This window comes from Salmonella sp. 32031103-2018-00083-FB-01-SM-01 (assembly GCF_017571995.1).
Lineage (GTDB): Bacteria > Pseudomonadota > Gammaproteobacteria > Enterobacterales > Enterobacteriaceae > Salmonella > Salmonella enterica.
Genome location: NZ_JAGEQL010000004.1, coordinates 1 through 13,186 on the forward strand (window position 1 = coordinate 1; position 13,186 = coordinate 13,186).

The window sequence follows — 13,186 nt, forward strand, 5'->3', positions numbered from 1 at the left end:
GGCCTGCCGCCAGCGTTCAATCTGAGCCATGATCAAACTCTTCAATTTAAAAGTTTGATGCTCAATGAATTAAACTTCGTAATGAATTACGTGTTCACTCTTGAGACTTGGTATTCATTTTTCGTCCGAGGACGTTAAGAATCCGTATCTTCGAGTGCCCACACAGATTGTCTGATAAATTGTTAAAGAGCAGGTGCGACGCGGCTTTCAGCTCACCGTCGCGAGGTGGCGTATATTACGCTTTCCTCTTTTTGAGTCAAGCCTTTATTTTCGCTTTCCTCACAGACTTCTTAACGAAGCCTTTCTGACCAGGCGGCCTGTATGCCGTTGTTCCGTGTCAGTGGTGGCGCATTATAGGGAGTTATTAGAGCCTGACAAGACCTAAATGCAAAAAAAAGCTCAACCGTTCACTTTTCAAACAACATTTGAACTAAAAGCCTATTTTCGCCTGGTTTTTAAACAAAAACGAGCCCGTCAGGGCCCGTTTTATTCAAATTTGTGACTTACTGCACTGCCACAATACGATCATCATTGGCTTCAAGGCGAATCACTTTGCCAGGAACCAGTTCACCAGACAGGATTTGCTGCGCCAGTGGGTTTTCGATCTGCTGTTGAATAGCACGTTTTAACGGACGCGCCCCGTAGACCGGATCGTAACCGTTGGCGCTCAACAGTTTCAGCGCCTCGTCGGAGATATGGATTTCATAACCACGTTCTTCCAGACGTTTGTACAGACGCTGCAGTTGGATCTGAGCAATAGAAGCGATGTGTTGTTCACCTAACGGATGGAATACCACAACTTCATCAATACGGTTGATAAATTCCGGACGGAAGTTTTGGCTAACCACACCCAGCACCATCTCTTTCATTCGACCGTAATCCAGTTCGCCAAAGCGCTCCTGAATGAGATCGGAACCGAGGTTAGAAGTCATAATGACCACCGTATTACGGAAGTCGACCGTTCTCCCCTGCCCGTCAGTCAGTCGACCGTCGTCCAGCACCTGCAACAGAATGTTGAATACATCCGGATGCGCTTTTTCCACTTCATCCAACAAGATGACGGAATAAGGGCGACGGCGCACCGCTTCCGTCAAATAACCGCCTTCTTCATAGCCGACATATCCCGGAGGCGCCCCGACCAAACGAGACACGGAGTGTTTCTCCATAAACTCAGACATGTCGATACGCACCATCGCGTCGTCGCTGTCAAACATAAAGTTAGCCAGCGCTTTACACAGTTCGGTTTTACCGACCCCCGTCGGCCCAAGGAACAAGAAGGAACCAATCGGACGATTCGGATCGGACAGCCCCGCGCGGCTACGACGTATGGCGTTCGATACTGCTTCAACGGCTTCATTCTGCCCGATCACACGGCTGTGTAACTCTTGTTCCATACGCAACAGTTTTTCACGTTCGCCTTCCAGCATTCTGGCAACCGGAATACCGGTCCAGCGCGCCAGCACTTCGGCAATTTCCGCATCCGTTACTTTGTTACGTAACAGACGCATGGTTTTACCTTCCGACTGGGTCGCGGCTTCCAACTGTTTTTCCAGCTCCGGAATTTTGCCGTACTGCAGTTCAGACATTCGCGCCAGATCGCCCACACGACGCGCCTGCTCAATGGCGATCTTCGCCTGCTCCAGCTCCGCTTTAATAGTTTGCGTACCAGAGAGCGACGCTTTTTCCGCTTTCCACTCTTCTTCTAACTCAGAGTACTGGCGCTCTTTATCGTCCAGTTCTTCGTTGAGCATATCGAGACGTTTTTTACTCGCCTCGTCAGACTCTTTCATCAACGCCTGCTGTTCCAGTTTGAGCTGAATAATGCGGCGGTCGAGCCTGTCCAGCTCCTCCGGCTTAGAGTCAATCTGCATACGAATGCTGGATGCCGCTTCATCGATGAGGTCGATAGCTTTATCCGGCAACTGACGGTCGGCGATATAGCGGTGAGATAATGTTGCCGCCGCCACAATCGCCGGGTCAGTGATCTGCACATGGTGGTGCAGCTCGTAACGTTCTTTCAGGCCACGCAGAATAGCGATGGTGTCTTCCACTGAGGGTTCTGCGACAAACACTTTTTGAAAACGACGTTCCAGCGCCGCGTCTTTTTCAATGTACTGACGGTATTCATCCAGCGTGGTGGCGCCCACACAGTGCAGTTCACCACGCGCCAGCGCCGGTTTCAGCATATTCCCGGCGTCCATTGCGCCATCGGCCTTACCTGCGCCAACCATGGTGTGCAGCTCATCGATAAACAGGATGACGTTGCCTTCCTGTTTTGCGAGGTCGTTCAGCACGCCTTTCAGACGCTCTTCAAATTCGCCGCGATATTTCGCCCCGGCCACCAGCGCGCCCATATCCAGCGCCAGTACGCGGCGACCTTTTAAGCCTTCAGGGACTTCACCATTAATAATGCGCTGCGCCAGCCCTTCAACAATTGCCGTTTTACCGACCCCTGGCTCACCGATTAACACTGGGTTGTTTTTAGTACGACGTTGCAGCACCTGAATGGTGCGGCGAATTTCTTCATCACGACCGATAACCGGATCGAGCTTGCCCTGTTCGGCGCGCTCGGTCAGATCGACGGTATATTTTTTCAAGGCCTGACGTTGGTCTTCAGCCCCTTGATCGTTCACGCTTTCACCTCCGCGCATCTGTTCAATTGCCTGAGTGATATTGGCCGTGGTCGCACCGGCTGATTTCAGCAGATCGGTTAACGTGCCGCGAGACTCAAGCGCCGCCAGAACAAACAGCTCTGACGAAATAAAATTGTCCCCCCGTTTTTGCGCCAGCTTGTCGCAAAGGTTCAGTACGCGTACCAGTTCCGAAGAAGGCTGTACGTCGCCGCCGGTGCCTTCCACCTGCGGTAAACGGCTCAGCGCCTGATCGATAGCGGTGCGCAACTGGCCAGCATTAATGCCGGCGGAGGTTAATAAAGGACGTATCGATCCCCCTTCCTGGTTCAGCAAGGCGCTCATTAAATGAAGAGGTTCGATGAATTGGTTGTCGTGCCCCAGCGCGAGCGACTGGGCATCGGCAAGAGCAAGCTGGAATTTGTTAGTAAGACGATCCAGACGCATAACTCCTCCCATAACAGGTCAAAATTGCTACTGGAGATTAAATGAGGTCATCCCTCAATTATTCAAGGTGAATGACCTGAATTATGTGAAAAGAAAGTTACCCGTACCGGATCGTCTTGATTCTTTAGGTTATATCAGCCAAATAAAACTTGCCATACGACCTGTCGTCTTGTCGCGACGATAAGAGAAGAAAGTCTCACTTTCGCTAAAGGTGCAGCGATCCCCGCCATAGACATGTTCAACGCCGGTATTCGCCAGACGTTGGCGTGCAAGCTGATAAATATCCGCCAGAAATTTTTCCCCGTGCGGCAAAAATGCGCTATCGGCTTGCGCATCTTTTGCTAAAAATGCGTCCCGCACTTCCGGCCCCACTTCAAACGCGGTCGGGCCGATCGCCGGACCTAACCAGGCGATGATATTTTCTGGTTTGTCAGCAAAGCAGGTGACAGTTTCCTCCAGTACGCCTTCACATAATCCGCGCCAGCCCGCATGAGCCGCCGCCACTTCTGTTCCCTCACGGTTACAGAATAGCACAGGCAGGCAGTCTGCCGTCATTACCGCGCAGACGGTTCCTGGCGTATTGCTGTAAGACGCATCCGCACGTTTGGAGGCATAAGGTTCCCCGGTAAGCCTCAACACATTTTTACCGTGAACCTGTTCAAGCCAGACAGGTTTCGAAGGCAGATTGCCCGCCGCAAACAGACGCTTGCGGTTCTCTTCAACATGCTCCGGGTTATCGCCGCAATGCGCGCCCAGATTCAGCGAGTCGTAAGGCGGTAAACTCACCCCGCCAATACGGGTAGAACTACAGGCTGCGACGCCTTTCGGCAGCGGCCACTGCGGGACAATCAGTGCATTCATAACCAGTCCACATCATCTTTATGATCTTCGAAATCGACGCGCATCGCATCAATAAGGTCCACCATATCCTGTGGAATCGGCGCGTGCCACTCCATTTCGATACCCGATACAGGATGGTAGAGACGCAGCATCGTTGCATGAAGCGCCTGGCGGTCAAACTTACGCAACGTGGAAATAAACTCTTCCGATGCGCCTTTCGGTGGACGTGGACGACCACCGTAGACCTGATCGCCCACTAACGGGTGCGTAATATGCGCCATATGCACGCGGATCTGGTGCGTACGCCCGGTCTCCAGACGCAACCTAAGACGCGTGTGCACACGGAAATGTTCCATAATGCGGTAGTGGGTCACCGCCGGTTTGCCCATAGGATGCACCGACATATGGGTACGTTTGGTCGGGTGACGACTAATGGGTTCATTCACCGTTCCTCCCGCCGTCATATGTCCGATCGCGACCGCTTCATATTCGCGGGTGATCTCGCGCAGCTGCAAAGACTCCACCAGGCGCGTTTGCGCCGGAACGGTTTTGGCCACCACCATCAGCCCCGTCGTGTCCTTATCCAGACGATGCACAATGCCCGCGCGCGGAACATCCGCAATCGGCGGATAATAATGTAGCAACGCGTTCAGTACCGTACCGTCCGGGTTACCCGCGCCAGGATGTACCACCAGATCGCGTGGTTTGTTGATAACCAGAATATCGTCATCTTCATAAACAATATCTAACGGGATATCCTGCGCTTCAAAACGAATCTCTTCGTCGATCTCCGCATCAATAGCCACCCGCTCGCCGCCTAACACTTTTTCTTTTGGCTTATCGCAAAGTTGACCATTGACCAACACGCGTTGATTCAAAATCCATTCTTTTATACGCGAACGTGAATAATCCGGGAACATTTCGGCCAAAGCCTGATCTAAGCGTTGACCGAGTTGGTTTTCGGAGACCGTTGCGGTGAGTTGTACTCGTTGTGCCATATACAGCTTCTTCGTTTAACGTTGGGTTTTACGGCTTTGCCGTTTAATATAGTGTGCTATTGTAGCTGGTCTTAACCGGGAGCAGGAACAGAGAATCTCCCGTAAAACATTTTGAGGAAAGTCAAAACGTCATGACGCGCATGAAATATCTGGTGGCAGCAGCCACGTTGAGCCTGTTTCTGGCGGGTTGCTCGGGTTCAAAGGAAGAGGTGCCCGATAATCCGCCGAATGAAATCTACGCGACTGCTCAGCAAAAGCTGCAGGACGGTAACTGGAAACAGGCAATAACGCAATTGGAAGCGTTAGATAATCGTTATCCATTCGGACCGTATTCTCAGCAGGTGCAGTTGGATCTTATCTACGCCTATTACAAAAACGCCGATTTGCCGCTAGCGCAGGCCGCTATCGATCGTTTTATGCGTCTTAATCCAACGCACCCTAATATTGACTATGTCATGTACATGCGCGGCCTGACGAACATGGCGCTGGATGATAGCGCGCTGCAAGGTTTCTTTGGCGTCGATCGCAGCGATCGCGATCCGCAACATGCGCGGGCGGCGTTCAATGACTTTTCGAAACTGGTACGCAGCTATCCTAATAGCCAGTACACCACCGACGCCACTAAGCGTCTGGTATTCCTGAAAGACCGTCTGGCGAAATATGAATATTCCGTCGCAGAGTACTATACCGCGCGCGGCGCATGGGTTGCGGTCGTAAACCGGGTAGAAGGTATGCTACGCAATTATCCTGATACGCAGGCCACGCGCGATGCGTTGCCGCTGATGGAAAACGCCTATCGTCAGATGCAGCTGAATGCGCAGGCTGACAAAGTCGCGAAAATTATTGCCGCTAACAGCAAAAACACCTGAAGCAATACCAACAAGCAAAACGGCAGCCTTCCGGCTGCCGTTTTTTTATTCGATATCTGATGCAACAGAAATGATTTCACTGCAACGCATCCAGTCAAATATGGCCTGCTTTCAGCCATTCCTCAAGTAAAAGATCGCTTCTTCCTGCGATGCCTCACAAAAAGTTCGCCTTGACAAAAAGTGACAAAATAATGTGATTTACATCACACATTTTGACATTAAGAACGGTATGCTGGAATCACCAAGACGGGAAAGACAAGAGGTAAAATTTATGACAATGAACATTACCAGTAAACAAATGGAAATTACTCCGGCAATCCGCCAACATGTCGCAGACCGTCTCGCCAAACTGGAAAAATGGCAAACTCACCTGATTAATCCTCATATCATTCTGTCTAAAGAGCCACAGGGCTTTATTGCTGACGCAACCATTAATACACCGAACGGACATCTGGTCGCCAGCGCAAAACACGAAGATATGTACACCGCTATTAATGAATTGATCAACAAGCTGGAACGGCAGCTCAATAAAGTGCAGCACAAAGGCGAAGCCCGTCGTGCCACCGCATCGGTGAAAGATGCCAGCTTCGTCGAAGCAGAAGAAGAGTAGTCCCTTACATTGAGTGTATCGCCAACGCGCCTTCGGGCGCGTTTTTTGTTGACAGGATTAAAACAGTACGGGTACTGTACTTACGTACACAAAGGAAACAGTTATGAAGCTAACCCGGTTTTTCTTCGCATTCTTTTTTATCTTCCCCTGACCGGGAGGCGTTTCGTCATGTGATAAAGAATGCGAAGACGAACAAGAAGGCCTCCCCCACCGGGAGGCCTTTTTTATTGATAACAAAAAAGGCAACACTATGACATCGGAAAACCCATTACTGGCGCTGCGAGATAAAATCAGCGCTTTAGACGAAGAGTTACTGGCCTTACTGGCAAAACGACGCGCGCTGGCGATTGAAGTGGGACAAGCAAAACTACTGTCGCATCGTCCGGTTCGGGATATCGATCGTGAACGCGCGCTGCTGGACAGGCTCATCCATCTCGGTAAAGCCCACCATCTCGACGCACACTACATTACCCGTCTGTTCCAGCTTATCATTGAAGACTCCGTGCTTACTCAGCAGGCGCTACTGCAACAACATCTGAATAATATTCACCCTCATTCGGCACGTATTGCGTTTCTTGGGCCGAAAGGCTCCTATTCTCATCTCGCGGCGCGCCAGTATGCCGCACGTCATTTTGAGCAATTTATTGAGAGCGGTTGCGCAAAATTCACCGATATTTTTCATCAGGTCGAAACCGGCCAGGCCGATTACGCCGTGGTTCCGATAGAGAACACCAGCTCCGGCGCTATCAACGATGTGTACGACTTATTGCAACACACCAGTCTGTCGATTGTCGGTGAGATGACCGTCACTATCGATCACTGCGTACTGGTTTCCGGCGCTACGGATCTGAATACCATCGAAACGGTGTACAGCCATCCGCAGCCGTTCCAGCAGTGCAGTAAGTTTTTGAGCCGCTATCCGCACTGGAAAATCGACTATACCGAGAGTACGTCGGCAGCGATGGAAAAAGTCGCGCAGGCGAACTCTCCGCGCGTCGCGGCGCTCGGCAGCGAGGCAGGCGGCATGTTGCACGGTTTACAGGTGCTGGAACGCATCGCCGCAAACCAGACGCAGAATATTACCCGCTTTCTGGTACTGGCGCGCAAAGCCATCAACGTTTCCGATCAGGTTCCGGCAAAAACCACTCTGTTAATCGCCACCGGGCAACAGGCAGGCGCGCTGGTCGAAGCGCTGCTGGTGCTGCGTAACCACAATCTCATCATGACGAAACTGGAGTCGCGCCCCATTCACGGCAATCCGTGGGAAGAGATGTTTTATCTCGATGTTCAGGCGAACCTGGAGTCGCAGGTAATGCAAAGCGCGCTAAAAGAGCTGGGCGAGATCACGCGCTCAATGAAAGTGCTTGGCTGCTATCCCAGCGAAAACGTCGTGCCGGTAGAACCTGCCTGACGTTCAATAAAACGGCTTTTCTTCATCCCTGCGACGGCTACCTGCAGGGTGAAGATGGCGCCGGAGAGCGGATAATCCGCCACTTCCTGAGCAGACATATTTTCTCTGGTAGTTGTAATAAACAGCGTTTTCATGTCTGCGCCGCCAAAACAAACCATCGTCGGACAACGTACCGGCAACCGGTACTCTTCCAGCTGCTCTCCTTGCGGTGAGAAACGCGCCACGCGCCAGCCGTCAAACATCGCGCTCCAGTAGCACCCTTCGCTATCCATCGCCGCGCCGTCGGGAAGTCCTTCTCCTTCGCCAAAATGGCGAAAAAGTTCACGCTTGCCCGGTTCGCCATGTTTATCAAGTAACGTGCGGTATATCACGCCATTCGGCGTATCGGAGGTATACATCCACTGGTTATCCGGGCTGAACGCCAGGCCGTTGTGTCCCTGGATATCGCACTGGATCACTTTTGCCGTCAGGTCATGATCGATCCGCATCAGCAACGCGCCATTATAGTCACCTGGCGCCCAGAACGTTCCGGCATAAAAACGTCCATCGCCATCAGTGCCGCCATCGTTGAAACGCGCCAGTTTCGTATTAGAGGGATTGTCGCAAACCTTACGCTGCAATAATCCATTTTTATCGGCCAGCCAGATAGCATGACGCATGGCCACAATAAATCCGCCCTGCTCACGCAAGGCAAAACAGCCCACCTCTTCCGGAAACGCCAGCACGCTATGCGTCCCGCTCGCCGGATGGTAACGATGGATCTCCTGTTCCAGGATATCGGTCCAATATAGCGCGCTTTCATCCTCGCTCCATGTGGGACATTCTGGTAAATGTCCGACATAATCAAATAAAACGTGCGGCGTAGTCATAACGGTTCCTTAAACGAAAAAAGCCAGCAAAGCTGGCTTTTAGTATAGATGTCATCGTTATGGTCGGCTGTCATTCGCCTGACGCAATAACACACGGCTTTCATTCTGGAAACGTCTGGCATAATCGCCAAACCAGTGTTCAACTTTGCGAAAACTGTCGATAAAAGCCTGCTTATCGCCCTGTTCCAGTAACCCGATCGCATCGCCAAAACGTTTATAGTAACGCTTAATAAGCGCCAGATTGCGCTCCGAGGACATAATAATGTCCGCATACAGTTGCGGGTCCTGGGCGAACAGACGCCCGACCATCGCCAGCTCCAGTCGATAAATCGGCGATGATAGCGCCAGAAGCTGCTCAAGCTGGACGTTCTCTTCCGCCAAATGCAGCCCATAAGCGAAGGTAGCAAAGTGGCGCAGCGCCTGGATAAAAGCCATGTTCTGATCGTGCTCGACAGCGCTAATTCGGTGCAACCGCGCGCCCCACACCTGGATTTGCTCAAGGAACCACTGATACGCTTCCGGTTGACGCCCATCACACCAGACCACCACCTGCTTCGCCAGGCTCCCGCTGTCCGGGCCAAACATCGGATGCAAGCCCAACACGGGGCCATCATGGGCCGCCAACATTGCCTGCAACGGACCGCTTTTCACCGATGCCAGATCGACCAGAATACAGTCGGACGGCAGGGGCGGCAGTTGCGCTATGACCTGTTCAGTAACATGAATCGGCACGCTGACGATCACCATTCCGGCATCGGCGACAATGTCCCTGGCGCGCGGCCAGTCCTGTTGTTCCAGAATACGGACCTGATAGCCCGACAGCGTGAGCATTTTTTCAAACAGACGCCCCATCTGTCCGCCGCCGCCCACAATGACGACCGGACGCAGAGAAGGACAAAGCGTTTTGAACCCCTTATCATTTTCGCTGGAGTAAGATTCACGCATTACCCGGCGCAGGACATCTTCAATGAGATCGGGCGGGACACCGATCGCTTCCGCTTCCGCCCGTCGTGAAGCCAGCATAGAGGCCTCACGCTCCGGCACGTAAATAGGCAGGCCAAAACGGCTTTTCACCTCGCCGACTTTGGCAACCAGTTCCAGGCGCTTAGCCAGTAAATTCAACAACGCTTTATCGACATCATCTATTTGATCGCGTAATGCGGTCAATTCAGCAACCATAACAACCTCTTATGCGACGCGCACCGCCAGCTGGCCGCTCAAATCTTTATGAATTTCACGTAACAGGGCATCGGTCATCTCCCAGCTAATACAAGCATCGGTGACGGAAACGCCATACTTCATTTCGCTGCGCGGCTGTTCGGAAGACTGATTACCCTCATGAATATTACTTTCAATCATTAAGCCAATGATTGAACGATTGCCATCTTTAATCTGCGCAACCACAGATTCGGCAACGGCTGGCTGGCGGCGATAATCTTTATTGGAGTTACCATGACTGCAATCTACCATCAGCGAAGGACGTAGTCCCGCCTGTTCCATCTCTTTTTCACACTGAGCGACATCTGCCGGGCTATAGTTTGGCGCTTTGCCGCCACGCAGAATTACATGGCCATGCGGATTTCCCTGGGTTTGCAATAACGCAACCTGACCGGCCTGGTTAATGCCAACAAAACGATGAGGTTGCGCAGCGGCGCGCATGGCGTTAATCGCTGTCGCCAGGCTGCCATCCGTGCCGTTTTTAAAGCCGACCGGCATAGAAAGACCAGACGCCATTTCGCGGTGGGTTTGCGATTCGGTTGTGCGCGCGCCTATCGCCGACCAGCTAAACAGATCGCCCAGGTATTGCGGGCTGTTCGGATCCAACGCTTCGGTCGCTAATGGCAACCCCATATTCACCAGTTCCACCAGTAGCTGACGCGCTATTTTCAACCCGGCTTCCACATCAAATGAGCCATCCATGTGAGGATCGTTAATCAGCCCTTTCCAGCCGACGGTAGTCCGCGGCTTTTCAAAATAGACGCGCATTACCAGATAGAGGCTATCGCTGACCTCTGCGGCAAGGGCTTTAAATCGACGGGCATATTCCAGAGCGGTTTCAGGATCGTGAATAGAACAAGGACCGCATACCACCAACAGACGCGGATCGCGCCCGGCAATAATGTCAGAAATGATTCCCCGGGACTGCGCTATCTGCGCTTCCTGCGCCAGACTCAACGGAAAGGCCGCTTTAAGCTGCTCCGGCGTCATTAATACCTGTTCATCGGTGATACGTACGTTATTCAGCGCGTCTTTTTGCATGATGGCGATCCTGTCTTTTCTTGTTTGCGATAGTTGATCCTCCACGAGGATGTTTAAACCATACCACAAAAAGTAAAGATTTCAATCCATATTACGTAAAATAAACTTTACACCATGCGCAATCGTCGATTAAACCCCTTCATTTCGTATCAAAAAATTTACACAACAAGTGAATTATTTTATTCCCAGCCTCAGAAAAGCGGTAAAATGAGCGATGCTCGCTATTTTTTGATTATTTTTTCTCCGCACACATATTTTTACTTTCTGATATAGGGTGATTAATACCATTATCACAAGAATTTAATATCAGGGATGCCATTTAAATTATTCATATTATCAATAAGAAATAATGACGATATGGCAAAATAATGTTATTTTGCTACAAACAATCACGGATGTATTTTAATGCTTTACGACTGAAGATGGTGGGGACTTGTTAATGCGTTTTTCTCACCGATTTATCCTTCTGTTATCGCTATTATTAGCAAGCTTGCCTCTGTATGCTCAACGCGTCACGGAAGAAGAGAAATCCGTACGCGCCATCGTCTCCGGTATCGTCAGTTATACACACTGGCCGGCGTTATCCGGGCCGCCAAGGCTATGCATATTTTCATCTGCGCGTTTTGTCAGGGTACTTAGCGAAGAGGCTGACTGGGCTTTCCCTTATCAACCGCTTGTCATCCGTACCACACAAGAAGCCCTGAGCGCCCACTGTGATGGTTTTTACTTTGGCAATGAATCGCCAGCTTATCAGGTGGAGTTAACGCGTCATTATCCCGTTAATGCCTTGTTATTAATTGCCGAGCAAAATGCCGAATGTATTATTGGCAGCGCATTTTGTCTGATCATTAACAATGATGAAGTCAAATTTTCCGTCAACCTGGACTCCCTCGCGCATAGCGGCGTGAGAGTGAATCCAGAAGTATTAATGCTTGCACGGAATCAAAAGCATGAATAAGGAATTTTCTCTGTCCAGACCAACATTTAAACGCACACTACGGCGGATTAGTATAATCAGCGTGCTGCTTACGATGACATTGATCTGGCTATTAATTTGCGTTGCGTCTGTCCTTACGCTCAAACAGTATGCGCAAAAGAATCTCGATTTGACCGCCGCCACAATGGCCCATAGCCTTGAAGCGGCACTGGTATTTTCCGATAACACGGCCGCAGCGGAAACGCTCGCCACACTGGGACGCCAGGGACAATTTTCAGCGGCGGAGGTCCGCGATAAAAATGGCCGTATTATCGCCTCATGGCGCTATGATGCGCGAGCCGCAGACGATAAGCTCATTGGCTTAATTAGCCACTGGCTTTTTCCATTGCCGGTATCACAACCCGTCTGGCACAACGGCAGGGCCATCGGCGAAGTACGGCTTGTCGCCCGCGACAGCCTTATTGGTCATTTTATCTGGCTATCGCTGGCAGTGCTGACAGGATGTATTCTGCTGGCATCCGGCATTGCCCTGCTGCTCACGCGTTATTTACACAATGGCGTTGTGGATGCGCTGCAAAATATTACTGAAGTTGTACACGACGTTCGCACTAACCGAAATTTTTCACGCCGGGTACCTGATGAGCGTATTGCGGAATTTCACCTGTTTGCGCAGGATTTCAATAGCCTTCTGGATGAGATGGAAGAATGGCAGCTACGGCTTCAGGCTAAAAATGCCCAGTTACTACGTACCGCGCTGCACGACCCGCTGACGGGGCTTGCCAATCGCGCGGCATTTCGCAGCTGTATTAACGCGCTAATGAAGGACAATTCCGCTCGTAGCAGTTCGGCATTGTTATTTCTGGATGGCGATAACTTTAAATATATTAATGATACCTGGGGACATGCGGCAGGCGACCGCGTACTTATAGAGGTTGCCAAAAGATTAGCGGAATTCGGTGGTAGCCGTTATCAGACTTACCGACTCGGCGGCGATGAATTTGCGATGGTGCTTTACGGTGTACATTCGGAGTATGAAGTACAACGTATTTGCGCAGCGCTATCCCAGGCGTTTAATCGACCTTTTGAACTGCATAACGGCCAGCGGATAACGATGACCCTGAGTATTGGCTTTGCGCTGACATGGGAACATGCCACTGCCGAAAAACTACAAGAACTGGCTGATCGAAATATGTATCAGGCTAAACACCGGCGTGCGGAACGCTCGCTAAACTAAGGAACGGGCCTGGCCGTTTCTGACTCAGCGTTGAGACCACAGACCCAACCTAATCATGCAACCGTCTATGGCGTGGAGCAAA

The 13,186-nt window shown here is 51.1% G+C and carries 12 protein-coding genes and 1 other annotated feature; of the genes, 6 read left to right on the forward strand and 6 right to left on the reverse strand.

Features of this window, described 5'->3' with window-relative positions:
* Nucleotides 1–503: 503 nt before the first annotated feature.
* From clpB to rluD, 3 genes are all read right to left on the reverse strand, one after another.
* Nucleotides 504–3,077 carry an ATP-dependent chaperone ClpB gene (clpB, locus tag J4614_RS12735; protein WP_001235092.1) on the reverse strand — a complete coding sequence of 858 codons (2,574 nt, stop codon included), beginning with the start codon at nt 3,075–3,077 and terminating at the stop codon, nt 504–506.
* A gap of 129 nt (nt 3,078–3,206) precedes the next feature.
* Nucleotides 3,207–3,938, reverse strand: a complete 732-nt coding sequence (yfiH, locus tag J4614_RS12740) for a purine nucleoside phosphorylase YfiH (RefSeq protein ID WP_000992639.1) — start codon at nt 3,936–3,938, stop codon at nt 3,207–3,209.
* Nucleotides 3,935–4,915: a 23S rRNA pseudouridine(1911/1915/1917) synthase RluD gene (gene rluD, locus J4614_RS12745; protein WP_023138905.1), complete on the reverse strand. Its 981-nt coding sequence runs from the start codon at nt 4,913–4,915 to the stop codon at nt 3,935–3,937. Before rluD ends, yfiH begins: the two co-directional genes overlap by 4 nt.
* A 131-nt stretch (nt 4,916–5,046) precedes the next feature.
* Here rluD and bamD point away from each other — a divergent pair, with 131 nt between their 5' ends.
* The 4 genes from bamD (at nt 5,047) to pheA (ending at nt 7,805) form a co-directional block, all read left to right on the forward strand.
* The gene (gene bamD, locus J4614_RS12750) at nt 5,047–5,784 is read left to right on the forward strand and encodes an outer membrane protein assembly factor BamD (RefSeq protein WP_000197660.1); all 738 of its coding nucleotides are present in this window, start codon (nt 5,047–5,049) and stop codon (nt 5,782–5,784) included.
* A gap of 271 nt (nt 5,785–6,055) precedes the next feature.
* Nucleotides 6,056–6,394 (forward strand): ribosome-associated translation inhibitor RaiA, encoded by a 339-nt coding sequence (gene raiA / locus J4614_RS12755; protein ID WP_000178449.1) that lies wholly within the window; start codon nt 6,056–6,058, stop codon nt 6,392–6,394.
* A gap of 102 nt (nt 6,395–6,496) precedes the next feature.
* Nucleotides 6,497–6,622, forward strand: a sequence feature (Phe leader region).
* A complete protein-coding gene (gene pheL, locus J4614_RS12760) occupies nt 6,498–6,545 on the forward strand; it encodes a pheA operon leader peptide PheL (RefSeq protein ID WP_010989056.1) in 48 nt (15 codons plus the stop codon). (Overlaps the previous feature by 48 nt.)
* Nucleotides 6,623–6,644: 22 nt before the next feature.
* The gene (pheA, locus tag J4614_RS12765; protein ID WP_208293192.1) at nt 6,645–7,805 is read left to right on the forward strand and encodes a bifunctional chorismate mutase/prephenate dehydratase; all 1,161 of its coding nucleotides are present in this window, start codon (nt 6,645–6,647) and stop codon (nt 7,803–7,805) included.
* Here the strand turns inward: pheA and J4614_RS12770 are convergent.
* Genes J4614_RS12770 through aroF form a run of 3 tightly spaced genes read right to left on the reverse strand, consistent with a single transcriptional unit; the run spans nt 7,766 to nt 10,933 of the window.
* Nucleotides 7,766–8,674 (reverse strand): SMP-30/gluconolactonase/LRE family protein, encoded by a 909-nt coding sequence (locus J4614_RS12770; RefSeq protein ID WP_000210991.1) that lies wholly within the window; start codon nt 8,672–8,674, stop codon nt 7,766–7,768. The two genes, pheA and J4614_RS12770, sit on opposite strands and share 40 nt — an antisense overlap.
* A gap of 57 nt (nt 8,675–8,731) precedes the next feature.
* Nucleotides 8,732–9,853 carry a bifunctional chorismate mutase/prephenate dehydrogenase gene (gene tyrA / locus J4614_RS12775; protein WP_000225191.1) on the reverse strand — a complete coding sequence of 374 codons (1,122 nt, stop codon included), beginning with the start codon at nt 9,851–9,853 and terminating at the stop codon, nt 8,732–8,734.
* 9 nt (nt 9,854–9,862) lie between these two features.
* Nucleotides 9,863–10,933, reverse strand: a complete 1,071-nt coding sequence (gene aroF / locus J4614_RS12780; RefSeq protein WP_001168062.1) for a 3-deoxy-7-phosphoheptulonate synthase AroF — start codon at nt 10,931–10,933, stop codon at nt 9,863–9,865.
* Nucleotides 10,934–11,372: 439 nt separating this feature from the next.
* Here aroF and J4614_RS12785 point away from each other — a divergent pair, with 439 nt between their 5' ends.
* On the forward strand, nt 11,373–11,891 hold the full coding sequence (locus J4614_RS12785) for a YfiR family protein (RefSeq protein ID WP_079827262.1): 519 nt from the start codon (nt 11,373–11,375) through the stop codon (nt 11,889–11,891).
* The gene (dgcN, locus tag J4614_RS12790; protein WP_001030990.1) at nt 11,884–13,104 is read left to right on the forward strand and encodes a diguanylate cyclase DgcN; all 1,221 of its coding nucleotides are present in this window, start codon (nt 11,884–11,886) and stop codon (nt 13,102–13,104) included. Before J4614_RS12785 ends, dgcN begins: the two co-directional genes overlap by 8 nt.
* The last annotated feature ends 82 nt before the right edge of the window (nt 13,105–13,186 follow it).

Bases quoted from the DNA above. Each gene is read 5' to 3' on its own strand.
- clpB (WP_001235092.1), bottom strand. From the start codon at position 3,077: ATGCGTCTGGATCGTCTTACTAACAAATTCCAGCTTGCTCTTGCCGAT.
- dgcN (WP_001030990.1), top strand. From the start codon at position 11,884: ATGAATAAGGAATTTTCTCTGTCCAGACCAACATTTAAACGCACACTA.
- bamD (WP_000197660.1), top strand. From the start codon at position 5,047: ATGACGCGCATGAAATATCTGGTGGCAGCAGCCACGTTGAGCCTGTTT.
- J4614_RS12785 (WP_079827262.1), top strand. From the start codon at position 11,373: ATGCGTTTTTCTCACCGATTTATCCTTCTGTTATCGCTATTATTAGCA.
- rluD (WP_023138905.1), bottom strand. From the start codon at position 4,915: ATGGCACAACGAGTACAACTCACCGCAACGGTCTCCGAAAACCAACTC.
- tyrA (WP_000225191.1), bottom strand. From the start codon at position 9,853: ATGGTTGCTGAATTGACCGCATTACGCGATCAAATAGATGATGTCGAT.
- yfiH (WP_000992639.1), bottom strand. From the start codon at position 3,938: ATGAATGCACTGATTGTCCCGCAGTGGCCGCTGCCGAAAGGCGTCGCA.
- raiA (WP_000178449.1), top strand. From the start codon at position 6,056: ATGACAATGAACATTACCAGTAAACAAATGGAAATTACTCCGGCAATC.
- J4614_RS12770 (WP_000210991.1), bottom strand. From the start codon at position 8,674: ATGACTACGCCGCACGTTTTATTTGATTATGTCGGACATTTACCAGAA.
- aroF (WP_001168062.1), bottom strand. From the start codon at position 10,933: ATGCAAAAAGACGCGCTGAATAACGTACGTATCACCGATGAACAGGTA.
- pheA (WP_208293192.1), top strand. From the start codon at position 6,645: ATGACATCGGAAAACCCATTACTGGCGCTGCGAGATAAAATCAGCGCT.